General features: G+C 73.8%; 20 protein-coding genes. 9 read left to right on the top strand and 11 right to left on the bottom strand.

Annotated features, from left to right (window positions below):
* Window positions 1-6: 6 nt before the first annotated feature.
* The 3 genes from ppdK to AB4039_RS02460 all read left to right on the top strand — a co-directional run bounded on the left by ppdK (window position 7) and on the right by AB4039_RS02460 (window position 4,711).
* Window positions 7-2,715: a pyruvate, phosphate dikinase gene (gene ppdK / locus AB4039_RS02470; protein WP_266838908.1), complete on the top strand. Its 2,709-nt coding sequence runs from the start codon at window positions 7-9 to the stop codon at window positions 2,713-2,715.
* A 423-nt stretch (window positions 2,716-3,138) separates the two neighbouring features.
* Window positions 3,139-4,167, top strand: a complete 1,029-nt coding sequence (locus AB4039_RS02465) for a winged helix-turn-helix domain-containing protein (protein WP_266838907.1) — start codon at window positions 3,139-3,141, stop codon at window positions 4,165-4,167.
* Window positions 4,168-4,306: 139 nt separating this feature from the next.
* Window positions 4,307-4,711 (top strand): VOC family protein, encoded by a 405-nt coding sequence (locus tag AB4039_RS02460; protein ID WP_266838906.1) that lies wholly within the window; start codon window positions 4,307-4,309, stop codon window positions 4,709-4,711.
* 6 nt (window positions 4,712-4,717) lie between these two features.
* Here AB4039_RS02460 and nirD read toward each other — a convergent pair whose 3' ends face one another.
* Genes nirD through AB4039_RS02445 form a run of 3 tightly spaced genes read right to left on the bottom strand, consistent with a single transcriptional unit; the run spans window position 4,718 to window position 8,872 of the window.
* Complete coding sequence (nirD, locus tag AB4039_RS02455; RefSeq protein WP_266838905.1) at window positions 4,718-5,050, bottom strand: nitrite reductase small subunit NirD; 333 nt, start codon at window positions 5,048-5,050, stop codon at window positions 4,718-4,720.
* Window positions 5,047-7,572, bottom strand: coding sequence for a nitrite reductase large subunit NirB (gene nirB / locus AB4039_RS02450; RefSeq protein ID WP_442269873.1), 2,526 nt, complete (start codon window positions 7,570-7,572; stop codon window positions 5,047-5,049). Before nirB ends, nirD begins: the two co-directional genes overlap by 4 nt.
* 1 nt (window position 7,573) lies before the next feature.
* Entirely contained in the window at window positions 7,574-8,872 is a 1,299-nt protein-coding gene (locus AB4039_RS02445) for an NAD(P)/FAD-dependent oxidoreductase (protein ID WP_442269872.1), read from the bottom strand.
* Window positions 8,873-9,029: 157 nt separating this feature from the next.
* Here AB4039_RS02445 and AB4039_RS02440 point away from each other — a divergent pair, with 157 nt between their 5' ends.
* On the top strand, window positions 9,030-10,022 hold the full coding sequence (locus AB4039_RS02440; protein ID WP_442269871.1) for a ferric reductase-like transmembrane domain-containing protein: 993 nt from the start codon (window positions 9,030-9,032) through the stop codon (window positions 10,020-10,022).
* Window positions 9,998-10,774: a TSUP family transporter gene (locus tag AB4039_RS02435; RefSeq protein ID WP_266838901.1), complete on the top strand. Its 777-nt coding sequence runs from the start codon at window positions 9,998-10,000 to the stop codon at window positions 10,772-10,774. The genes AB4039_RS02440 and AB4039_RS02435 overlap by 25 nt, the downstream gene beginning before the upstream one ends.
* A 10-nt stretch (window positions 10,775-10,784) precedes the next feature.
* Here AB4039_RS02435 and AB4039_RS02430 read toward each other — a convergent pair whose 3' ends face one another.
* From AB4039_RS02430 to AB4039_RS02415, 4 genes are all read right to left on the bottom strand, one after another.
* Window positions 10,785-11,453, bottom strand: a complete 669-nt coding sequence (locus AB4039_RS02430; protein WP_266838900.1) for a class F sortase — start codon at window positions 11,451-11,453, stop codon at window positions 10,785-10,787.
* A gap of 148 nt (window positions 11,454-11,601) precedes the next feature.
* The gene (locus AB4039_RS02425; protein WP_266838899.1) at window positions 11,602-12,144 is read right to left on the bottom strand and encodes a hypothetical protein; all 543 of its coding nucleotides are present in this window, start codon (window positions 12,142-12,144) and stop codon (window positions 11,602-11,604) included.
* 177 nt (window positions 12,145-12,321) lie between these two features.
* Window positions 12,322-13,752 carry an ATP-binding protein gene (locus AB4039_RS02420; RefSeq protein ID WP_442269870.1) on the bottom strand — a complete coding sequence of 477 codons (1,431 nt, stop codon included), beginning with the start codon at window positions 13,750-13,752 and terminating at the stop codon, window positions 12,322-12,324.
* Window positions 13,749-14,453 (bottom strand): hypothetical protein, encoded by a 705-nt coding sequence (locus AB4039_RS02415; RefSeq protein ID WP_442269869.1) that lies wholly within the window; start codon window positions 14,451-14,453, stop codon window positions 13,749-13,751. Before AB4039_RS02415 ends, AB4039_RS02420 begins: the two co-directional genes overlap by 4 nt.
* A 169-nt stretch (window positions 14,454-14,622) precedes the next feature.
* Here AB4039_RS02415 and AB4039_RS02410 point away from each other — a divergent pair, with 169 nt between their 5' ends.
* Entirely contained in the window at window positions 14,623-15,072 is a 450-nt protein-coding gene (locus AB4039_RS02410; RefSeq protein WP_266838896.1) for a gamma-glutamylcyclotransferase family protein, read from the top strand.
* Window positions 15,073-15,103: 31 nt separating this feature from the next.
* Here the strand turns inward: AB4039_RS02410 and dnaG are convergent, their stop codons facing one another.
* The 4 genes from dnaG to AB4039_RS02390 form a co-directional block, all read right to left on the bottom strand.
* Window positions 15,104-17,011: a DNA primase gene (gene dnaG, locus AB4039_RS02405; RefSeq protein WP_442269868.1), complete on the bottom strand. Its 1,908-nt coding sequence runs from the start codon at window positions 17,009-17,011 to the stop codon at window positions 15,104-15,106.
* Between the two features lie 34 nt (window positions 17,012-17,045).
* Window positions 17,046-18,320, bottom strand: a complete 1,275-nt coding sequence (locus AB4039_RS02400; RefSeq protein ID WP_442269867.1) for an NAD(P)/FAD-dependent oxidoreductase — start codon at window positions 18,318-18,320, stop codon at window positions 17,046-17,048.
* A gap of 93 nt (window positions 18,321-18,413) precedes the next feature.
* A complete protein-coding gene (locus AB4039_RS02395) occupies window positions 18,414-19,730 on the bottom strand; it encodes a deoxyguanosinetriphosphate triphosphohydrolase (protein ID WP_442269866.1) in 1,317 nt (438 codons plus the stop codon).
* 56 nt (window positions 19,731-19,786) lie between these two features.
* On the bottom strand, window positions 19,787-20,521 hold the full coding sequence (locus AB4039_RS02390) for a sirohydrochlorin chelatase (protein WP_442269865.1): 735 nt from the start codon (window positions 20,519-20,521) through the stop codon (window positions 19,787-19,789).
* A 536-nt stretch (window positions 20,522-21,057) separates the two neighbouring features.
* On the opposite strand from AB4039_RS02390, the gene AB4039_RS02385 reads away from it, so the two are divergent.
* From AB4039_RS02385 to AB4039_RS02375, 3 genes are all read left to right on the top strand, one after another.
* Entirely contained in the window at window positions 21,058-21,771 is a 714-nt protein-coding gene (locus tag AB4039_RS02385; protein WP_442269892.1) for a SanA/YdcF family protein, read from the top strand.
* 60 nt (window positions 21,772-21,831) lie between these two features.
* On the top strand, window positions 21,832-22,602 hold the full coding sequence (locus AB4039_RS02380) for a glucose 1-dehydrogenase (protein ID WP_266838891.1): 771 nt from the start codon (window positions 21,832-21,834) through the stop codon (window positions 22,600-22,602).
* A gap of 64 nt (window positions 22,603-22,666) precedes the next feature.
* Entirely contained in the window at window positions 22,667-23,116 is a 450-nt protein-coding gene (locus tag AB4039_RS02375; RefSeq protein WP_442269864.1) for a hypothetical protein, read from the top strand.
* Window positions 23,117-23,122 lie beyond the last annotated feature (6 nt).

The following is a 23,122-nucleotide window of genomic DNA, read 5'->3' as shown; positions in this document are numbered from 1 at the left end:
AGACCCGTGTCGGAAAACAAAGATCAGAAGTTCGTCTACGACTTCACCGAGGGCAACCGGGACCTCAAGGACCTTCTCGGCGGCAAGGGAGCCAACCTCGCCGAGATGACCAACCTTGGTCTCCCCGTGCCCCCCGGCTTCACCATCACCACCGAGGCCTGCAAGGTCTACCTGGAGAGCGGCTCGGCCCCGGCCGAGCTGCGCGACGAGGTCGGCGCGCACCTCGCCGCCCTCGAAGCGAAGATGGGCAAGAAGCTCGGTCAGTCGGACGACCCGCTGCTGGTCTCCGTCCGCTCCGGAGCCAAGTTCTCCATGCCGGGCATGATGGACACGGTCCTCAACATCGGCCTCTCCGACGAGTCCGTCACCGGCCTCGCCGCCCAGGCGGGCAACGAGCGCTTCGCGTGGGACTCGTACCGCCGTCTCATCCAGATGTTCGGCAAGACCGTCCTCGGCGTCGAGGGCGAGCTCTTCGAGGACGCCCTCGACGAGGCCAAGGCCGCCAAGAAGGTCACCGTCGACACCGACCTCGACGCCGCCGACCTCAAGAAGCTGGTCAAGGCCTTCAAGAAGATCGTCTCGAAGGAGGCCGGCCGCGAGTTCCCGCAGGACGCCCGCGAGCAGCTCGACCTCGCCGTCGAGGCCGTCTTCAACTCCTGGAACACCGACCGCGCCAAGCTCTACCGCCGCCAGGAGCGCATCCCGAGCGACCTGGGCACCGCGGTCAACATCTGCTCGATGGTCTTCGGCAACCTCGGCCCCGACTCCGGCACCGGCGTCGCCTTCACCCGTGACCCGGCCAGCGGCCACGCGGGCGTCTACGGCGACTACCTCCAGAACGCCCAGGGCGAGGACGTCGTCGCGGGCATCCGCAACACCGTTCCGCTCGCGGACCTGGAGGCCATCGACAAGGCCTCGTACGACCAGCTCATGGCGATCATGACGAAGCTGGAGACCCACTACAAGGACCTCTGCGACATCGAGTTCACCATCGAGCGCGGTCAGCTGTGGATGCTCCAGACCCGTGTCGGCAAGCGCACCGCCGGCGCCGCCTTCCGCATCGCCACCCAGCTCGTGGACCAGGGCCTGATCGACGAGGCCGAGGCGCTGCAGCGCGTCACCGGCCACCAGCTGGCCCAGCTGATGTTCCCGCGCTTCGACGAGGACGCGAAGACCACCCTGCTGGGCCGCGGCATCGCCGCCTCCCCGGGTGCGGCGGTCGGCAAGGCCGTCTTCGACTCGTACACGGCCGTCAAGTGGTCCCGTTCCGGCGAGAAGGTCATCCTGATCCGCCGCGAGACCAACCCCGACGACCTCGACGGCATGATCGCCTCCGAGGGCATCCTCACCTCGCGCGGCGGCAAGACCTCGCACGCCGCCGTCGTCGCCCGCGGCATGGGCAAGACCTGCGTCTGCGGCGCCGAGGAGCTGGACGTCGACACCAAGCGCCGCCGGATGACGGTCGGCGAGACGGTCATCGAAGAGGGCGACGTCGTCTCCATCGACGGCTCCACCGGCAAGGTCTACCTCGGTGAGGTACCCGTCGTACCGTCCCCGGTCGTCGAGTACTTCGAGGGCCGCATGCACGCCGGCGCCGACGACGCCGACGAGCTGGTCGCCGCCGTGCACCGGATCATGGCCTACGCGGACCGCGTGCGCCGCCTGCGGGTGCGCGCCAACGCCGACAACGCCGAGGACGCGCTGCGCGCCCGCCGCTTCGGCGCCCAGGGCATCGGCCTGTGCCGCACCGAGCACATGTTCCTCGGCGAGCGCCGCGAGATGGTCGAGCGCCTGATCCTCGCGGACACCGACGAGGAGCGCGAGGGCGCCCTGTCGGCCCTGCTGCCGCTGCAGAAGAAGGACTTCACCGAGCTGTTCGAGGCGATGGACGGCCTGCCCGTCACCGTCCGGCTGCTCGACCCGCCGCTGCACGAGTTCCTGCCCGACATCACCGAGCTGTCGGTCCGCGTCGCCCTCGCCGAGTCCCGCAAGGACGCCAACGAGAACGACCTGCGCCTGCTCCAGGCCGTGCACAAGCTGCACGAGCAGAACCCGATGCTGGGTCTGCGCGGCGTCCGCCTCGGCCTGGTCATCCCCGGTCTGTTCGCCATGCAGGTCCGGGCGATCGCCGAGGCCGCGGCCGAGCGCAAGAACGCCAAGGGCGACCCGCGCGTCGAGATCATGATCCCGCTCGTGGGCACCGTCCAGGAGCTGGAGATCGTCCGCGACGAGGCCGACGGGGTCATCGCCGAGGTCGAGGCCGCCACCGGCACCAGCCTCAAGCTGTCGATCGGCACGATGATCGAGCTGCCGCGCGCCGCCCTGACCGCCGGCCAGATCGCCGAGGCCGCGCAGTTCTTCTCCTTCGGCACGAACGACCTGACCCAGACGGTGTGGGGCTTCTCCCGCGACGACGTCGAGGCCAGCTTCTTCACCGCGTACCTGGAGAAGGGCATCTTCGGGGTCTCGCCCTTCGAGACCATCGACAAGGACGGCGTCGGCTCGCTCGTGCGCCACGCGGTCGAGCAGGGCCGGGCCACCCGCCCCGACCTCAAGCTCGGCGTCTGCGGTGAGCACGGCGGCGACCCGGAGTCGGTGCACTTCTTCCACGAGGTGGGCCTCGACTACGTCTCCTGCTCGCCCTTCCGGATCCCGGTGGCGCGCCTGGAGGCCGGCCGCGCGGCCGCCGAGGCGAAGGGCTCCGACAGCCGCTGAGCCCCGCCGGGAGCGGCCGTGGCCGCTCCCCCCTGACCGCGCCTGTCCCCGGTTGCCTGACCTCCGGGGGCAGGCGCGCCTTCATTTCGAAGGCGGCGGCGAAGCCGGGTATCGCCGCATATTCAGCGAAGGCTTTACGGCGCCAGGCGGTGGACGGATCCCCACCCGTCCACCGCCTGGCGCCTATCTGCCAGGCACGTCGGCGCTTCCCTGTGCGACCGACCGCCAGGCCCCGCAAAGCCCCCCACGGCCTTCACGGAGCGTTTCGGTCGCACCGGAGTGTGCCTGGCGGAGTACAGGATTTCGCTTGTCACGCCCCTGCCGAAAGGGGTTTCAACTGTGGCCGAAAGGGCGTGGTGACCACGTGTGACGGCATGCATACTCATAGGGCGGGGGGATTGCGGTTGCACAGCTGGGGGTTCGGTGCTTCGTATCCATTTCACTGGAGTGGACCTGGCACGCGTACGGATGGCAGGACGTCCCGATGCGTTGTGGGAAACGATTCTGAGTTTTCACCGCTTAAGAGACCGGCGTGATGTCCGGTTGTTCGGTGAATGGCGTACGGAAACCCGTAGCCGGTTGAATGGTGAAACAAGGCTGCTGGGGGCGCTCATACCCGCGCGCGGCTATTTCCCGGATTTCCTGACCCCCGCCGAGGGGCAGTACGGATGGGACGTGGGCCTCGACGCCCTGCGCGCGCTCCGGCCCGAACGGCTGCGGCGCGAGCTGTCCCTCGTGGGCGCCGGCGCCGGGACGGGCTTCGGGGCGGCCTTCGGGACGCCTGCGCCCGCCCGCCTGCGGGAGTTCATCGACGGCGGCACCAAACACCTGCCCCGGCTCCTGGGCGAGCTGCGGGGCTACCACCGCGCGGCCGTGGAGCCGTACTGGACCCACATCCAGGCCCAGATCGAGGCGGAGCGGGCGGCACGCGGCCGGGCGCTGCTGGACGGCGGCGCGGACGAGCTGCTCGCCTCGCTGCCGCCGATGCTGCGCTGGCGGGCCCCGGTGCTGGAGTGCGAGTACCCGGTGGACCGGGACGTACGGCTGCGGGGGCGCGGGCTGCTGCTCCAGCCCTCCTTCTTCTGCCGGCGCACGGCGGTGACCCTGCACGACCCGGAGCTGCCGCCCGTGCTCGTCTACCCGGCCGCGGCCCAGCTGGCCTCCTCGACGGCCGGCGGCGAGGCCGCGCGGCCCGCGGAGGAACAGCGCCAGCGGACCCTGGGCAAGCTGGTGGGCCACACCCGCTCCGTGGTCCTGCGGGCCATCGGCGACGGGGCCACCACCAGCGAACTGGCCCGCCGGGCCGGGGTCTCCCTGGCGTCGGCGAGCCAGCACGCCTGCGTGATGCGCGAAGCCGGCCTGGTGACCACCCTCCGCCACGGCAACGCCGTCCTCCACACCGTCACCCCCCTGGGCGCGGCCCTCCTCAAGGGGGGCGCCGTGGTGTCCTGACCGGGTGTGCGCGGCTCTGACCTGCGGTTTCGTGGCGCGGCAAAGAAATTTCGACAAAGTTTCCCGCAGAGCGATGAGTTCGCCGGGGGGTCACGGTCTACCTCTCGAAAGCACCACACGAGAGAAGAGAGAGACCGAGATGGCCACCATGATCTTCGTCAACCTGCCCGTCAAGGACCTGGAGGCGACCAAGGCCTTCTGGAGTGCGCTCGGTTACTCCTTCAACGCGCAGTTCACCGACGAGAACTGCGCGTCCATGCCCATCACCGAGAGCATCGTCGCGATGTTCCTCACCGAGGCCCGCTACAAGGACTTCACCCACAAGGCCATCGCCGACGCCACCACCACCTCCGAGGTGCTGCTCTGCCTGAGCGCCGAGAGCCGCACCGCGGTCGACGCGCTGGTCGACGGGGCCCTGGCGGCCGGGGCCACCGAGCCCCGGCCCGCCCAGGACCACGGCGTCATGTACGGCCGGGCCTTCGACGACCTCGACGGCCACACCTGGGAGATCATGTGGATGGACCCCTCGATGGTCCAGGGCTGACCTGCGCTACGAGGCTGCGGCGGTCCGCACCGGGTACGTCCGGACCGCCACCTCCTCGTCGTCCAGGCAGCGCCCCGACTCCAGGTCGAAGCGCTGCTTGAGCAGCGGCGAGGCCACGAACGGCCGGCCCGCCGCCCACCCCAGGAGCCCGCGCGACAGGACGTGCGCGCCGGTGAAGGGGTCCTGGTTGCCGATCGCATACGGACGCCCGGCGCGGTCGAGGAACACGGCGGCCTGGCTCCCGTCGGGCAACAGGGCGGCGACCCCCCTCCCCGGGGTGAGCGAGGACAGCTCGCACACCGTCAGCCAGCCTTCCGCCACCCGCAGTTCCACGCTCATCGGACAGGACCTCCCACGCTCAGGACGGCCAGGTCGGGCTTGACCTGGCCGCGTTCGGGCACGAACTTCACGGTCGGGTCGGGGGCGCCGGGAGCGTTGACGAAGGACACGAACCGGCGCATCCGCTCCGGGTCCCGGAGGGTCTCGGCCCACTCGTCGCGGTAGTGCGCGACGTGGTCGGCCATCAGCGCCTCCAGCTCCGCGCACAGGCCGAGCGAGTCGTGCACGATCACGTCCCGCAGGTGGTCCAGGCCCCCCTCCAGCCGGTCCAGCCAGGTCGACGTGCGCTCCAGCCGGTCCGCGGTGCGGATGTAGAACATCAGGAACCGGTCGATGAGCCGGACCAGCTCGGCGTCCGACAGGTCCTGCGCCAGGAGGTCGGCGTGGCGCGGGACGGCCCCGCCGTTGCCGCCGACGTAGAGGTTCCAGCCGTTCGCCGTGGCGATGATCCCGAAGTCCTTGCTCCGGGCCTCGGCGCACTCGCGGGTGCAGCCCGAGACCGCCGACTTCAGCTTGTGCGGGGCGCGCAGGCCCCGGTAGCGCAGCTCCAGGTCGATGGCCATGCGGACGCTGTCCTGGACCCCGTAGCGGCACCAGGTCTGCCCCACGCAGGACTTCACCGTCCGCAGGGCCTTGCCGTAGGCGTGGCCGGATTCGAATCCGGCGTCGACCAAGCGTGCCCAGATGCGGGGGAGCTGGTCCACGCTCGCGCCGAAGAGGTCGATGCGCTGGCCGCCGGTGATCTTCGTGTAGAGGCCGAAGTCGCGGGCCACCTCGCCGATCACGATCAGCTTGTCGGGCGTGATCTCCCCGCCGGGGATGCGCGGCACGACCGAGTAGGAGCCGTTGCGCTGCAGGTTCGCGAGGAAGTGGTCGTTGGTGTCCTGGAGGGCTGCCTGCTCCCCGTCCAGGACGTAGCCGCTCGCGCCCAGGGTGGGGGCGAGGGAGGCGATGACCGAGCCGACGGCCGGCTTGCACACCTCGCAGCCCTCGCCGCCCCGGGCCTCCTCGCGGCCGTGACCGTCGAGGATCTCCCGGTACGAGGTGAGGCGACGGGTGCGGACGATCTCGTAGAGCTCGGCGCGGGTGTACGGGAAGCAGCCGCACAGCCCCTTGTCGGCGGCGGCCGGCAGCAGCCGGCCGATCACCTTCAGGCAGCCTCCGCAGCCCGTGCCGGCCTTGGTGCACTTCTTGACCTCGGGCAGGGTCGCGCAGGCGGTGATCGCCTTCTTGGTGACGTTGTGGCAGGAGCAGATCACCGCGGTGTCCGGGAGCGCGGCCGGGCCCAGCTCGGTGGCGGGGCCGAGCCCGGCGGGCAGGACCAGCTGCTCCGGGGCGACGGGCGGGACGCTGCCGGTGAGCGGGCGCAGCAGCCCGTACGCGTCGGCGTCGCCGACCAGCACCCCGCCGAGCAGGACCCCGTCCGGGGAGACGACGAGCTTCTTGTAGACGCCGCTGCGCGAGTCGGACCAGACCACGTCCAGGCTGTCGGGGGAGGTGCCGTGCGCGTCTCCGAAGGAGGCCACGTCCACGCCGAGCAGCTTCAGCTTGGTGGACAGGTCGGCCCCGGTGAACTCCCGCTCGCGGCCGAGCAGGTCCTCGGCGGCCGTCTCGGCCATCTCGTAGCCCGGTGCGACCAGGCCGTACACCCGGCCGTCGCAAGCCAGGGCGCACTCGCCGATGGCGTAGACCCGCGGGTCGGAGGTGCGGCAGCGGGAGTCGACGGCGATCCCGCCGCGTTCGCCGACGTCCAGGCCGCAGTCGCGGGCGAGCCCGTCGCGGGGGCGGACCCCGGCGGAGAAGACGACGAGCCCGGTGTCGACGGTGGAGCCGTCCGAGAGCCGCATGCCGGTGACCGCGCCGTCCTCGCCCGTCAGCACCTCCTGGGTGCCGACGCCGGTGTGCACGGTCAGTCCCATGGACTCGATGGTCCGCAGCAGGGCGGCGCCACCGCCCTCGTCCACCTGGACGGGCATCAGCCGGGGCGCGAACTCCACGACGCGGGTGGCCAGTCCGAGGCCCTTGAGCGCCCCGGCCGCCTCCAGGCCGAGCAGGCCGCCGCCGACGACGGCGCCGGCGGTGCGCGTCTTGGCGTACTCCTCGATCGCGAGGAGGTCCTCGATCGTGCGGTACACGAAGCAGCCCGGGGCGTCCTTGCCGGGGAYGGGCGGCACGAAGGGGAAGCTGCCGGTCGCCAGGACCAGGACGTCGTACGGGAACACGTGCCCGGAGCGGGAGGTGACGGTACGCGCGTCCCGGTCGATGCTCTCGGCGGGGTCGTCGAGGCGCAGCGCGATGCCGTGCCGCTCCATGAACCCGGCCGGGACGAGGGACAGGTCCTCGGGGGTGCTGCCGGAGAAGTAGGAGGTGAGGTGTACGCGGTCGTAGGCGGGCCGGGGCTCCTCGCAGAGCACGGTGATCCGGTGCGTGGCGGTGGCGCCGCGTTCGGCGAGGGCCTCCAGGTAGCGCTGGCCGACCATGCCGTGGCCGATCAGCACGATCGCGGGCAGGGGCTCGGTCATGTCAGTGGCCTCCGTCGTCGGTGAGCAGGTGGAACAGGTCGTCCAGTGGTTCGTCGCCCTCCCAGCTGCGGGCGAGGGCGCCCACGGTGGAGAGCTCGCCCAGCAGCACCCCGCCGACGAGGCGGTCGCCGCGGACGACGACCTTGCGGTAGGTGCGGCGGGTGGCGTCGGCGAGACGGACCACGTCGTCGCCGGGGAGCGGGGTCGGCTCGCCGAAGGCGGCGAGGTCGAAGGGGCCGGTGCCTCCGGCGCTCAGGGTGAGGCGGGTCAGGGCGCGGGTCCCCGTGTAGCCGGCGGCGCGGGCGCCGGCGGCGCCGCGGCCGGTGGCGTCCGCGCCCGTGAGGACCGCCGCCAGGGCGTCGGCCTGGTCCAGGGCGGGGCCCGCCAGGCCGTACACCCGGCCGGCGTGCTCGGCGCAGTCGCCGATGGCGTGGACGCGGGGGTCGCCGGTGCGCAGCCGGTCGTCGACCACCACGCCCTTGCGGACCTCCAGCCCGGCGGCGCGGGCGAGCCCGGTGCGGGGACGTACGCCGCAGGCGAGGACGACCAGGTCGGCGTCGAGGCGGTAGCCGTCGGCGAGGTCGACTCCGGTGACCCGGCGGGCGGCGTGGCCCGGCCGGGCGGCGGGGGTGCCGGGGGCGGCGGCGGTGGCGGTGGCAGCGGTGGTCAGGCCGCGGACGCGGCAGCGCGTGTGGATCTCCACACCGAGGGTGGTCAGGTGTGCGTGCAGCAGCGCGGAGGCGTCCGCGTCCAGTTGGCGCTCCATCAGGCGCTCCGCCTGCTGCGCGAGGACCACCTGCGCGCCCCGGACGGCCAGCGCGCGGGCGGCGGAGACGCCCAGGAGCCCGCCGCCGATCACCACCGCGCGCAGGTCCGGCCGTACGGCGGCGGCCAGGGCCAGGCAGTCGTCCATCGTGCGGAACGCGTGGACCCCGTCGGGGAGTTCCCGCCCCCCGGGGGTGAACAGCCCGCGCAGCGGCGGCAGCACCGGGTTCGAGCCGGTGGCCAGCACCAGCGCGTCGTACGTCTCCACGCTGCCGTCGTCGCAGTGCACCCGCCGCTCGGCGCGGTCGACGCGCACGGCCCGCACCCCGCGGCGCAGCACGGGACCGGGGTCCGGGAGCGCGGTCACCGCGGGGGCGTACCGGCCCGCCAGGACCTCGGCGAGCAGGACCCGGTTGTAGGGGGCGTGGGCCTCCTCGCCGAGGACGCTCACCTCCGCGGCCGGGCCCAGCCGCGCGGCGAGCCGCAGGCCCGCCAGGCCGCCGCCGATCACCACCACACGCTGTTGCGAGGTCATGGCACGAGCGTGCGGGCTCGCTGTTTCCCCGCCGCATCACCCCTGTTACCCGGGCGGAACGCCGACCTCAGCGCCGGGATCAAGGGCCGGTGAGCCCTTCCTCAAGGCGCCCTAAAGGATCACCGGGAGGGCTCCGGAGGGCCTTGGCGTGGGCGTCATGCGAGATGTGGCGGTGCGGGTCAAGGGCGGGATGCTGGGCGGCGCGGGGCTGGTGGTCCTGCTCCGGGCCGCCCAGGTGCGGCCCTCGGCCCGGCTCGACGCGCTCTTCGCCACCGCCGCGCACCTGACCGGGCTGCTCGCCGGGTACGGGATCCTCGTGCTGCTGTTCCTGATGGCCCGGGTGCCCGCCGTGGAGCACGGCGTCGGCGGCGACCGGCTCGCCCGCCGGCACGCGCTGGGCGGCCGCCACGTGCTCCTCCTCTGCTTCGGGCACGGGCTCCTGGCCCTGCTCGGCTACGCCGTGCACGAGGGGGTGGACGTGCTCTCCGCCGGCCGGGGGCTGCTCGGCTACCCCGCGCTCGCGGCCGCCGCGGCCGGGACCGGTCTCCTGGCCGCGGTCGGCGTGACCTCCGCCCGCGCCCTACGCCGCCGCCTCGCGCACGAAACCTGGCGCGGGGTGCACCCGGTCGTGTACCTCGCCGCCGCCCTGGCCTTCGGGCACCAGCTCGCCGGGCCCGATCTGGCGGTGGCCGCCTGGTCCTGGGCCCTGGGCCACGCCCTCGTCGGCGTGTTGCTGGTCTGGTACCGCGCCGTGGTGCCCCTACGGGAGGCCCTGCGGCACGCGCCGCGCGTCGCCGAGGTGCGCGCGGAGGGCCCCGGGGTGGTCTCCGTCGTCGTGCACGGGCGGGACCTCGCGGAGCTGCGGGCCGAGCCCGGACAGTTCCTGCGCTGGCGGTCCCTGTGGCGGGGGCTCTGGTACCGGGCTGGTCCGCGTACCTCCCGCGCGGCGGCTCGCGGCGGGGCCGGGGCCGGCCGGCGTACTGGCCGCGACCGCGCTGACGGCATGGGTGGAACCTGCTGCTCCGGTGGCCCCGGACCGGGTGCCGGCCGGGCGAAGCTCAACCTTTGCGCAAGTTTCCCGGGACTGATGGAACATGCATCGAACCTGTCCCTAGGGTCGGGTCCGTGCCTGACATATCAATCACCATGATCATCGTGCTGTGCGTGGCCGCAGCCGCCGCCGGCTGGATCGACGCGGTGGTGGGCGGCGGCGGACTGCTGCTCCTGCCCGCCCTGCTGCTCGGCCTGCCGCACGCCCACCCCGCCACCGTGCTCGGCACCAACAAGGCGGTGGCCATCGTCGGCACCACCGGAGCGGCCGTCACCTACGCGCGCAAGGCCCCGGTCGACGTGAAGCTCGCCGTCCGGATCGGTCTGGCCGCCCTCGCGGGGTCGATGGGAGGCGCGGCCCTCGCGGGCGGGATCAGCAAGGACGCGCTGCGTCCGCTGATCATGGGGGTGCTCGTGGTGGTGGCCGCCGTGGTGATCTTCAAGCCCGGTTTCGGCGCCGCCCCCTCTGCCGCACCCGTCTCCCGGCAGCGGGTGCTGCTCGCGATCGGCCTGGCCGGCCTGGGCATCGGCTTCTACGACGGCCTCATCGGGCCCGGCACCGGCACCTTCCTGGTGCTGGCCCTCACCGCCCTGCTCCACCTCGACCTGGTCACCGCCTCCGCCACCGCCAAGATCGTCAATGTGTGCACCAACGCGGGGGCGCTCGCGATGTTCGCGTACCAGGGGATGGTGCTGTGGCAGCTGGCCGCGCTGATGGCGGTCTTCAACCTGGCCGGAGGGATGGTCGGCGCCGGGATGGCGCTCAAGAAGGGCAGCGGTTTCGTCCGCGGCGTCCTGCTGACGGTGGTGGGCGCGCTGGTGATCAAGCTGGGTTTCGAACAGTGGGGGTGACCGGCGGGGGTCAGTACGTCCCGGTGAGGTGCGCGAAGACCACCACGTTGCCCTGGTAGCCCGTGCGCGGCGAGAAACCGCCGCCGCAGGTGATCACCCGCAGCTCCGCCCGCGGCGAGGGGCCGTAGACGCGCGCGTCCGGGAACGCCTTGGCGTCGTAGACCTCGACCGCGTGGACCGTGAAGAGGGCCGTGCGTCCGTCCGCGCGGGCGACCTCGATCACGGCCCCCCGCCGGAGCGCGCCCAGGTGGTAGAAGACGCCCGGGCCGCTGGCGTCGTCGACGTGTCCCGCGATGAGGGCCGTGCCCGGCGCGCCGGGAGTGGTCCCGTCCCGGTACCAGCCCGCGAGGTCGCGGCGGGTCGGCGGGGGCACTTCGAGACCGCCGTCGTGGTCGAGGCCGAGGCCGGTCAACGGGGCGTCGACGCGGATGGACGGGATCCGGATCCGGGTGGGCGGGGAGCCGGTGAGCGGGGCGATGGCCCCCGGGTAGCGGTCCTGCGTGCTCAGCGCCTCGGCGGGGGAGGGCAGCGGAGGCCCGACGGGCTCGCGGGAGCCGCTGGTCACGAGCCAGATGCCGATGCAGGCGGCGATCGCGACCAGTCCGGCGGGACCGCGCCGTCCGGTCGTGCCCGGGCCGGCCGCGGGGCGCCCGCGAGGGCGCCGGAAGCCGCCGTGCATGCGTACCCCCTCGTGGTGCCGTTCCGTTCCGTGGGTTGCCGTTCGGAGGACTGGCCGTCGCCCGGCCCCGCGAACGGGGGGACCTCGCGGGGCGGGCGACGGGGGGCGGTACCGGTCGGACCGCGGCCGGGGCCGCGGTGGGCGCCCGTCAGCTCCGCGTGCCGCTCGCCCGGCGACGCAGGAGCCAGGTACCGCCGACGGCGGCCGCGGCCAGGGCGACCGCTCCCGCCGTGATCTTGGCGGGGTCGGTGGTGGTGGTCGTGCCACCGCCCACCCCGGTGTGCACGTGGCCCTGCGGGCCGTGCTCGGTGACGACCAGGTCGCCGGTGGCGAACTTGCCGTTCGCGCAGGTCGCGCCGATGCCGTAGGTGCCCGGCCGGAGGCCGTGGTCGACCCGGAACTGCCCCTCGACCACTTCCTTGTGCGTGCCGGGGACCAGTTTGAAACGCCCTCCGCCGACGGTGCTGGCGTCTCCCTCGGCGAGGCTGCCGGTGCCGCAGGCCTTGGTGTTCACGGTGACCGTGGCGCCCGGGGTGGCGGACTTCGGCCAGACCTCCAGCACGGCGAAGTCCCCGGGTGCGAATCCGGCCATGCCGAGGTCCGCGGCGGCCACCGCCCCGGCGACCGGGCCGGCGAAGGCGACGGCGGTCAGCGCGGTGGCGGTGAGCACGTGGGCGGTGCTGCGGCGCATGGGTACTCCTGGGGACACGGGGTCGTGTTCCGAGGAAAACCGGCCGGTCCGGCGCGCGCCTGCTGAAGCACCGTCAGGTTTCCCGCGAGGAGACCCGCGGGACGGGATCCGCGCACGTCAGACCCCTTGGCAGGGCATCAGGGTGCCCCCACCCCGTCCGGGTGACGGGCCCCTTCCTCAAGCCCGCGGAAGGGTCACCGTGGCTGCCGCGCCCGAGGGGTCCGGGTTCGACAGGGTCACGCAGGCGCCGATCACCTGGGCCTGGCCGAAGGCGATGGTCAGGCCGAGCCCCGTGCCCTGGCCGCGCTCCGCCGCGCCCGTCTTGAACCGCTGCGGGCCCTCCCGCAGCAGGCTCTCGGGGAAGCCCGGCCCGTGGTCCCGTACGGTCACCGAGGCGCCGGACACCGTCACCGTGATCGGCCCGGCCCCGTGCCGACGGGCGTTGAGCAGCAGGTTCGTCAGGATCCGCTCCAGGCGCCGGGCGTCCGTCCGCACCAGCGCGCCCGCGCCCGCACCGCCGTCCGTCCGGCGGCCCGTCCCGTCGTCCGTACGGGCGTCCCTACGGTCCTGCGCACACCGGGCCGGCCGCTCGTCCGGCCCGCAGTCCGGCCGCTCGTCCGGCCCGCCGGCCGGCCCGCCGTCCGCCGCGCCGCCCCGTCCGCCCTCCGTGCCCGACAGCCGTGCGCTCACGCCCGAGCGCCGCGTGATCGAGGCGACCAGCGGCCCCAGCCGGTGCTCCTCCAGCCGCGCCTCCTCCCGGTTCGCGTCGAGCCGGGCCACCTCCAGCAGGTCCTCCGTCAGCGTCCGCAGCGCTCCGACCCGGTCGCGCACCAGCTCCGTCGGCCGTCCGGGAGGCAGTAGCTCGGCCGCCGTGTGCAGTCCCGTCAGGGGGGTGCGCAGTTCGTGCGCCACGTCCGCCGTGAACCGCTGCTCGGCCTCCAGCCGCTGCTGCAGGCTCGCCGCCATCGTGTCCACCGCCGAGGACAGCTCGGCGACCTCGTCGCGGCTCCCCGGGACCCCCGAGGCCCCGATCCGCGCGTCCAGGTCGCCCGCGCTGATCCGCCGGGCCGTCTCCGCGGCCGACCGCAGGTCCTTGCTGAGCCGGCTGGCCAGCAGCGCCCCGCCCACCGCGGAGAGCGCCACCACGCCGGTCCCGGACGCGATCAGCTGCCCGTCCAGCTCCGCCAGTTCGGCCTGCTCGGCGGTGAGCGCCTGCCGCACCGTCAGCACCTGGCCGCCGCCCACCGGCCGGGCAGCCCACACCGCCGGGTGCGGTCCGGACAGGTCGAGATAGGTGCTCCGCCGCCCGGCCAGGGCGGCCTCGCGCAGCGGCGCCGGCATGCCGGGGCAGTCGATCCGGGCGTGGGCCTCCCCGACCTTGTCGAAGTCGAGCCGGCCGGTCAGTTCGTAGACCTGCCGTACGCGGACCAGTTGCTCGGTGGCGCTCTTGCGGGCCGCGTCGGCCACCTGGTGCACCCGCGCCTGGTGGATCAGGGCGCCGATGGTGACCGCGGCCAGCGAGCAGCCGACGGCCAGCAGCACGGCGATCTTCCAGCGCAGTCCCAGGGCCCGCAGCAGCCGCCGGCCGCGGGCCGGCAGGGCCCTCACCGCGGGGCCCGCCCGCCCGTGCCGGCGCGCTCCGAGGGTGCGGGGGCCTCGGGGCCGCGGCTCGGGCAGGACTTGTTGAAGCGCCGCTCGTCGCTGACCACCGTCATCCGTTCGCCGTCCCAGCGGTAGCGGACGGCCTGCTCGGACCCGTCGTCTGCGGCGATCCGGATCAGCAGGTCCGGGCCCAGGGACTCGGCGGCCATCCGCCGCCCGACGGTGAAGAGGATGGGGACGATCTCGTCGCCCCGGGCGGTGTAGACGCTGAGGGCGGTCCGCCCGCTCTCGGTGTCGGCGGCGACGAGCAGGTCCTGTTTCCCGTCGCCGGTCACGTCGAGGTGGACGGCCGGGCGGAGCCCGGCCCGCCCCGGGGCGTCGATCCTCCCCTTGCCCAGGAACGGCTTCATCTGCTTGTCCGCCCGTACGACGTCCAGCTCGTTCACCGCCGTGAGGCCCTCCGGACCCACCTCGGGCGCGCCCGCCAGCGGTGCCGGGGGCGGCTGCCGGGTACCCGTCGCGACCCCTGCGGCCCTGGGCGAGTCGTCGGCCCAGGCCGGCCAGAGCGTCCGCGGCAGCGGCTGGAGGGAGACGGGAGCCACGGGCTCGCCGACGGCCAGTCCGCCGGGTGCGGCGCACCCGGCCAGGGCGAGCGCGGTCGCGGACAACAGCAGGGCGGCGGTGGTGCGGCGGGGTGATCGCGTCATGGGGAGAGAACCGTCGGGGTGGGGAGGGGGCGGCCTCCGACCGTAGTCGGCGACCGTCACGGGGGCCGGGAGATCGTGTAACAGCGGTGCGTACGGTGGTGGTCCGCGCGCAGGTCGGGACCTTCGGCCCGGAGCGCGGACTGCCCAGTGTGAGTCGAGGGAGGGCCCTGTGACATCGGTCGATCGGCCGGAATCCGGCGTACTGCCGTTCTTCGTGTACGGGACGCTACGGCCGGGGGAGGTCAACCACGCCCTGTTCCTGCGGGGCCGGACAGCGGCCGAGGAACCCGCCCGGCTGCCGGACGCGGCGCTTTACGAGGGGCCCGGCTACCCGTACGCCGTCGAGCGACCGGGCTCCGTCACAACCGGGGAGCTGATCACCCCGGTGCCGGGCGCCTACGGGGAACTACTGGCCGCGCTGGACCTGCTGGAGGAGTACGCGGGCCCGGGCCGCCCGGGGAACGTCTACGACCGGGTCGCCCGCGCGGCCGTCCGCCCCGACGGCACCCGCGTCCGCGCCTGGGTCTACCTGGCGGCGGCCCCGCTGGCCCGGCGCCTGGCCGCATCGGGCACCGAGATCCCGGGCGGCGACTGGCTGCGCCGCGGCGACCGGGTGTAGCCGCCGCGACGGCCCGGCCGCCGACCCCGGCTCAGAGCCCTTCGGCCCCGCGGTTGCGCAGACGCTGCCCGTACTGCTGGAGGACCCACAGTTCCTGCTGGACCGCCGCGTGCTGCTCCGGGGGGGCCTGCGGGCTCAGGCGGGTCAGGGCGCCCTGGATTTCGAGGACGCGGCGGTCCACGGCACGCAGCCGGACCTGGACCAGCTGCACCCCCGCGTAGACCTCGTCCACCGTCTTGGCGTGGATGGCCTCCACCGCCAGCTCCGTGACCATCGCGCGGACGGTGTCGTTCGGCGCGGCCTCGCGCACCCGGACCAGGTAGTCCTCCGTGGCCTGGGCAGCGCCCCCGGCGTCCTGGATGGCCTGGCGGACCGCGGCGTAGGGCGGGGCGGTGAACTCGTCCATCCCGTACGCGTCGAAGGCGGGGGAGACCAGCGCGGGGCGCTGGAGCGCCAGCTTGAGCAGCTCGCGCTCCGTGCGGTGGGCGGGGCTGCGCAGGTTCAGTGCGGGCCCGCCCCGGTCCGCGGCGGGCGGCTGCGCGGTCGGAGCCTCCTGGGGCGCCCGCCCGCCACCCCGGCCCTGCTGCGGCTGGTTGCCGCGCTCGCGGGCCCAGCGCGCCAGCTGCGCGACCCGCTTGACGACGAACTGCTCGTCGAGGATGCCCAGCATGCCCGCCAGCTGGACGGCCGACTCGTGCTGGATCGACAGGTCCTTGATGCTCGCGACGACCGGAGCGGCCTCGGCCAGCGCGGCCGCGCGGCCCGCCGGGTTCTCCAGGTTGTGCCGGCCCACGATGTGCCGCAGCGCGAACTCGAACAGCGGGGTGCGGGAGTCCACCAGCCCGGACACGGCGGCGTCGCCCTGCGCGAGCCGCAGGTCGCAGGGGTCCATCCCGCCCGGGGCGATGGTGATGGAGGTCTCCGCGGCGAACTTCTGGTCGTCCTCGAACGCCCGCAGGGCCGCCTTCTGCCCGGCCGCGTCACCGTCGAAGGTGAAGATCACCTCGGCGGTCGCGTTGTCCATCAGCAACCGGCGCAGGATCTTGATGTGGTCCCCGCCGAAGGCCGTGCCACAGGTGGCGATGGCGGTGGTGACCCCGGCCAGGTGGCAGGCCATGACGTCGGTGTAGCCCTCGACGACCACGGCCCGGGAGGTCTTGGCGATCTCCTTCTTGGCCAGGTCGATGCCGTACAGCACCTGAGACTTCTTGTAGATCGCCGTCTCGGGGGTGTTCAGGTACTTCGGGCCGTTGTCGTCGTCGCGCAGCTTGCGCGCGCCGAAGCCGACGACCTCGCCGCTGATGTCGCGGATCGGCCACATGAGCCGGCCGCGGAACCGGTCGATGGGCTTGCCGCTGCGGCTGTCCTGGGCCAGCCCGGAGAGGATCAGCTCCTTGTCGCTGAAGCCCTTGCCGCGCAGGAACCGGGTCAGGTGGTCCCAGCCGGCCGGGCTGTAGCCCACGCCGAAGTGCTCGGCCGCCGCCTGGTCGAAGCCGCGCTCCGCCAGGAACCGGCGGCCGATCTCCGCCTCGGCGCCGCCGAGCTGCTCCGCGTAGAAGAGGGCGGCGGCCTTGTGGGCCTCGACCAGGCGGATGCGCTCGCCGCGGCCGCTGGTGCCGGCGGTGTAGCCGCCCTCCTCGTACCGCAGGGTGATGCCGGCCTGGCCGGCCAGCCGCTCGACCGCCTCCGAGAAGGAGAGGTGGTCGATCTTCATGATGAAGTCGAGGGTGTCCCCGCCGGCCTGGCAGCCGAAGCAGTGGTAGAAGCCCTTGCTCGGGCTGACCTGGAACGACGGGGACTTCTCGTCGTGGAAGGGGCACAGGCCCTTGAGGTTGCCGCCGCCGGCGTTGCGCAGCTGGAGGTACTCGGAGACCACGGCGTCGATCGGGACCGCGTCCCGTACCGCCTTCACGTCATCGTCGTTGATCCGTCCTGCCACGCGTGAAGTCTACGGCCGGGCGCGGACAAACCCGTCAGGCCCCCTGCGCAGGCAGCAGCGAGGTGAGCGGAACCTCCGGGTCCGTGAGCAGGTCGGCCTGCACCGGACGTCCCGACCTGATCAGGGCCTGGATCTGTTCGGTGACGTCCCACACGTTCACGTTCATGCCGGCCAGCACCCGGCCCTCGGAGAGCCAGAAGGCGATGAACTCCCGCTTGCCGACGTCCCCGCGGACCAGCACCTGGTCGTAGCTCCCGGCCGGGGCGTACCCCGAGTACTCCAGGCCGACGTCGTACTGGTCGGAGAAGAAGTACGGCACCCGGTCGTAGCTGACCTCCCGGCCCAGCATCGCCCGCGCGGCGGCGGGGCCGCCGTTGAGGGCGTTGGCCCAGTGCTCCACCCGCAGCCGGGACCCGATCCACGGGTGGTGCGCGGCGGCCACGTCCCCGGCCGCGTAGATGTCCGGATCGGAGGTGCGCAGCGACTCGTCGACCGCGATCCCGCCGCCGTGCTCCCGGTCGACCAGGGCCAGGCCGGAGGTTTCGGCGAGCGCGGTCCGCGGCGCGGCGCCGATCGCCGCGAGCACCGCGTGCGCCGGGTGCTCCTCGCCGTCCTCCGTCCGCGCGGCCAGCACCATGCCGTCGTGGCCGATGATCTCGGTGAGGCGCGCCCCGAAGTGGAAGCGGACCCCGTGCTCGGCGTGCAGGTCGGTGAAGAGCCGGCCGACCTCCGGGCCCAGCACCGCGTGCAGCGGGGTCGCCTCCGGCTCGACCACGGTGACCTCGGCCCCGTACTCGCGGGCCGCCGCCGCGACCTCCAGGCCGATCCAGCCGGCGCCCGCGATCAGCAGGTGGCCGTTGTCCCGGCCCAGGGAGGCCAGGACGCCCCGCAGCCGCTCGGCGTGCGCGAGGCGCCGCAGGTGGTGCACGCCGGCCAGGCCCGTTCCCGGGACGTCCAGGCGGCGCGGTTCGGCGCCGGTGGCCAGCAGGAGCTTGTCGTAGTGCAGCAGGGTGCCGTCGCCCAGGCGGACCGTCTTCGCGGCCCGGTCCAGGTGGACGGCGGGCTGGCCCAGGTGCAGTTCGATCTCGGCGCTCGCGTACCAGGACGGCTCGTGGACGAAGACGCTGTCGCGGTCCTCCTTGCCCACCAGGTAGCCCTTGGACAGCGGTGGCCGCTCGTACGGATGCTCGCGCTCGTCCCCGATCAGGATCACCCGCCCCGTGAACCCCTCCGCCCTCAGCGTCTCGGCGGCTTTCGCCCCGGCGAGCCCTCCGCCGACGATGATGAACGTCTGGTGTGCGTCGACCACCTGATGCCTCCTCATAACCTCTTCGCCACATGCGACCACATGCGAGCGTCCCGCACCGAGCCTGCCGCGTGAAGGGGGAATGGCCCGATCGGCTCACCCCCCGGTGCGCCGCCCGCGTCTGGTGAGGCGTGCGTGCAGGGAGCGGGCGGAGGCGTCGGTCAGGCATGCGATCTGGTCGATCACCGCGCGCTTGCGGGCCCTGTCGTCCGGGGCGGCGTCGAAGATCGCCCGGAACTGGGGGTCCAGCCCCTCGGGCGCGCGGGCGCTGAGCGCCTCGGCGAGTTCGGCCAGGACGATGCGCTGGTCCGCGCGCAGCCGCTCCTGCTCGTCGCGCTGCATCACGTACAGGTCGGCGACGGCCTTGAGGACGGCGCATTCGTTGCGCGCCTCGCGCGGCACCACCAGCTCGGCGCCGTAGCGGGTGAGGCGGCCGGAGCCGTACGCCTCACGGGTGGCGCCCTCGGCGGCCAGGCAGAAGCGGCCGACCAGCTGGCTGGTGGCGTCCTTCAGCCGGGCCTGGGCCACGGCCGAGCCGTCGTAGCCGTGCGGCCACCAGTCCTCCTCCATCAAACGGTCGAGCGCCTCGCGCAGTTCCTCGGGCTCGGTGTCGGCCGGGACGTAGCGGCCGATGGCGACCCGCCAGATGACGGCCCGCTCGGGCTCGGCGAACAGGAGGTTGGGGTCGAGGTGCCCGGCGTGCAGACCGTCCTCGAAGTCGTGCACCGAGTACGCGACGTCGTCCGCCCAGTCCATGACCTGGGCCTCGAAGCACTTGCGGTCGGCGGGCGCGCCGCGGCGCAGCCACTCGAAGACCGGCAGGTCGTCCTCGTAGGCGCCGAACTTCACCGAGCCGGGCTCGGTGGGGTGCTTCCCGCGGGCCCAGGGGTACTTGGTGGCGGCGTCCAGGCAGGCGCGGGTGAGGTTGAGGCCGACGCTGACGGGTTGCCCGCCCGCCGGGTCCGCCACGAACCGCTTGGGCTCCAGCCGGGTCAGCAGGCGCAGCGACTGGGCGTTGCCCTCGAAGCCGCCGCAGTCCTTGGCGAACTCGTTGAGCGCCTCCTCGCCGTTGTGCCCGAAGGGCGGGTGGCCCATGTCGTGGGAGAGACAGGCCGCCTCGACGAGGTCGGGGTCGCAGCCCAGGGCGGCGCCGAGCTCCCGGCCGATCTGCGCGCACTCCAGGGAGTGGGTCAGCCGGGTACGGGGGCTCGCGTCCCACTCGTAGGAACGTGTCCCCGGGGTGACCACCTGGGTCTTCCCGGCGAGCCGGCGCAGGGCGGCCGAGTGCAGCACGCGCGCGCGGTCGCGCTGGAAGGCGGTGCGGCCCGGGCGCTTGTCGGGCTCGGGGGCCCAGCGCTCGGTGGCGGCCGTGTCGTAGGACTCGTAGGCGGGGGCGTGCGGGGTGCCTTCCATGCTCAGACGTTAACCGGAGTCACCGACAATCCGAGCAATCCGAACGAACACCGCCTTTATGCGGTGGCCAGTTCGCGCTGGCCGGCCTCGCGGGCGAGGGCCTCGTCGTAGCGCTGGAGGACCAGCCTGGCCAGCGCCGGATGGGCGCCGAGCGGGGCGGACGCCGGACCGGGCGCGGCGGCGGCGCTCGCGGAGGCGAACCGGCCCGGGGCGGCGAAGTACGAGGCCACCGCGATCCGGTGGTGGCCCCGGGCGGTCAGCGCGCGCACGACCTCGGGGACGCCCGGTGTGGCGGCGGTGCCGGCGGAGGCGTAGGCCGGCACCACGGGTATCCCGCCGAGCCGCTCGGACAGCTGGGCGGCGGTGCGCCGGGTGTCGGCGGCGGACTCGGGGTCGCGGGATCCGGCGGCGGCCAGCACGACGGCCGCGCCGCCGCGCAGGCCCGGGTTCCAGCCGGCCTCCAGGAGACGCTCGAACAGGGCCTCGACGAGCAGCGGGTGCGGCCCCAGCGGCGCGGCGACGCGGACCCGCAGGTGTGCGGCCCGGGCGGCGGAGGCGGGGAGGTCCCGTTTGACGTGGGTGCCGCGCCCGAGCAGCAGCGGCACGAGCACCGCCTCCCCGGACAGTGCGCGCAGGGTGTCGCCGAGCAGGGGCCGGTTCAGTTCGATGTGGCCGAGGCGGACGTCGAGGCGGGGGCGGAGCTCGCGGACCCGTTCGAGGAGGGCGAGGACGGTGCGCGGGGCGCGCGGGTCGCGGCTGCCGTGGGCCACGGCGACGAGGGTGGGCTGCATGGGTGGGCTCCGTGGTGCCGGGCGCGTGGCGGGCGCAGTCCGCTGAGCTGGGTGCCGAGCTGGTCGGTGATCCGGGACAGCAGCTCGGCCGCGCTGCCGAAGGGGAGGGGAAGGGTTTCGGGAGGGTGCACCGGCTCCGTCATGAACCGATACTGCGCGCCGGAGGTTGCGTGGGCGTTGCGCCGGGGTGACGGGTCGTTTCGGCCCGCTCACTCGCTCATTCGTACGGGTGAAAGCGGGGGCGAGTGGAACTGGCGGGCCGGGGTGGTTCGTCAATCCGTGCGAACGAGGCGTGGAGCGAGGGGGGATCGGTCATGGGGAAGCCGGAGCAGGTCACGGGCATGGTYACGGGCATGGTCACGGGCATGGGCGTGGGTAGGGGCCCGGGTGCGGACCCAGGTGCGGGCCCAGGTGCGGGCCCAGGTGCGGGCCCGGGTGCGGGCCCGGGCGCCGGCATGGGCGCGGGCGGGAAAGCGGGCACGGGAACGGGAACGGGGACGGGCGCGGGGGCGAGTTCGGGCGTGGTGAAGGACGAGGTGGTGGTTGCCGGGCCGGAGCGCGGCGCGGGGTCCGGGCGGTCGCGGGCGGGGTGGCTGCGGACGGTGCGGGCGAGGCGGCGGGCGGCGCGGGTCGTGATGGGGCTGTGCGTGCTGGCGCTGCTGCCCTCGACGTGGACCCACGTGAGCGCGGCCGACCGGCTGCGGACCACCGCCCGGGCGCCCGCGGCGGAGGTGGCCGTGGTGTTCGGGGCGGGGCTGTTGAACGGCCGCCCGACCCCGTACCTGGCCAACCGGCTCGACGCGGCCGTGGAGCTGTACCGCGCCGGCAAGGTGAAGGTGGTCCTGGTCACCGGGGACAACAGCCGCCGGGAGTACGACGAGCCCGACGCGATGCGGACCTACCTCACCGCCCACGGGGTCCCGGACGGGCGGGTGGTCAGCGACTACGCCGGCTTCGACACCTGGGACTCCTGCGTGCGCGCCCGGGAGGTCTTCGGGGTGCACCGGGCGGTCTTGATCAGCCAGGGGTTCCACATACACCGGGCCGTGGCCCTGTGCCAGGCCGCGGGCGTGGACGCGTACGGGGTCGGGGTCGACGACGCGCACGACGCGACCTGGTACTACGGCGGGGCCCGCGAGGTGTTCGCGGCGGGCAAGGCGGCGCTGGACGCGGTCCTCCGACCGGATCCGACGTTCCTCGGGCCGAAGGAGGAGGGGGTGTCGCGGGCCCTGGGCGCTCTGGCAGACTGACGCCGCGTCGGCGTATGCCGATTAGTCATATACCGATCTGTCTGGCAGGGGTGTGAAACCGTGGCTGTTGTGGATCTGAGCGGCAAGGTCGTCGTCATCACCGGTGGGGCCCGGGGTCTCGGCGCGGCGGCCGCACGGACCGTGGTGGACGGCGGCGGCCGGGTGCTGATCACCGACGTGCTGGAGGCGGAGGGCGCAGAGACCGCGGCGAAGCTCGGCGACGCGGCCCGCTTCCTGCGGCACGACGTGACCAGCGAGGACGACTGGCAGGCGGCCCTGGAGCACGCGGTCTGCGAGTTCGGCCGGATCGACGGGCTCGTCAACAACGCGGGCATATCCACCGGCCGGTTCCTGGAGCACGAGAGCGTCGAGCACTTCCGCCGGGTCGTCGAGATCAACCTGGTCGGCGTGTTCATCGGGATCAAGGCGGCGATCCCGCTGCTCCGGGCGAACGGCGGCGGCTCCATCGTCAACATCTCCTCCGCGGCCGGGCTCACCGGACTCGCGCTCACCGCCGGGTACGGGGCCTCCAAGTGGGGCGTGCGCGGCCTGTCGAAGATCGGCGCGGTCGAGCTCGCCGAGGCGGGGATCCGGGTGAACTCGGTGCACCCGGGCATGACGCTGACCCCGATGACGGCCCCGGTCGGCATCCAGGCCGGCGAGGGCAACTACCCCGGCGCCCCCCTCGGCCGGGTCGGTGTCCCCGAGGAGATCGCCGCCGCCGTCGCCTTCCTGCTCTCGGACGCCGCCGGATACGTGACCGGCGCCGAGCTGGCCGTGGACGGCGGCTGGACGGCCGGCCTGACGGTGAAGTACCTGACGGGCCAGTGACCCCGCGGCCCGGCGCCGCCCGGCCCGCGTGCCCCCGCCGGGGCGCCGGGGTACCGTCCGCCCCGTGGAACAGGAAGCACCTCTCGTACGAGAGGTCCTCCCCGCCCTGACGGCCGAGCTCGTCCGTCTCCTCGGAGAGGAGGGCGAACGGGACCTCGCCCTCTGCGCCCACGACCTCCGCGTGCTCGGGGCGTGCGGCTGCGCGGACGACTTCTGCCAGAGCATCCGCACCGGCACGCACGCGCAGGGCACCCCCTACGGCCCCGGCTTCCGCAACGTGCCCCTGCTCCCCGACCGGGGCATGCTGATCCTGGACGTCCTCCACGGCCGGATCGAGTACGTCGAGGTCCTGGACCGGCCCGAGTACCGCCTGCCGTCCTCCTTGCCGTCCCCCTCGCCGATCCCCTCACCGTCCTCCTCGCCGTTCCCCTCGCCGTTCCCCTCGTCGTCCCTCTGGCCGTTCCCCTCACCGTCCCCGCGGGACGGCGCTGAGGGGGAGAACCCCTGCCCGTAACGCGGG

This window comes from Streptomyces sp. M-16, from assembly GCF_052114405.1.
Classification (GTDB): Bacteria; Actinomycetota; Actinomycetes; order Streptomycetales; family Streptomycetaceae; genus Streptomyces.
The sequence above is the reverse complement of the archived record's forward strand: the minus strand, read 5'-3'. Positions and strand labels throughout refer to the sequence as shown.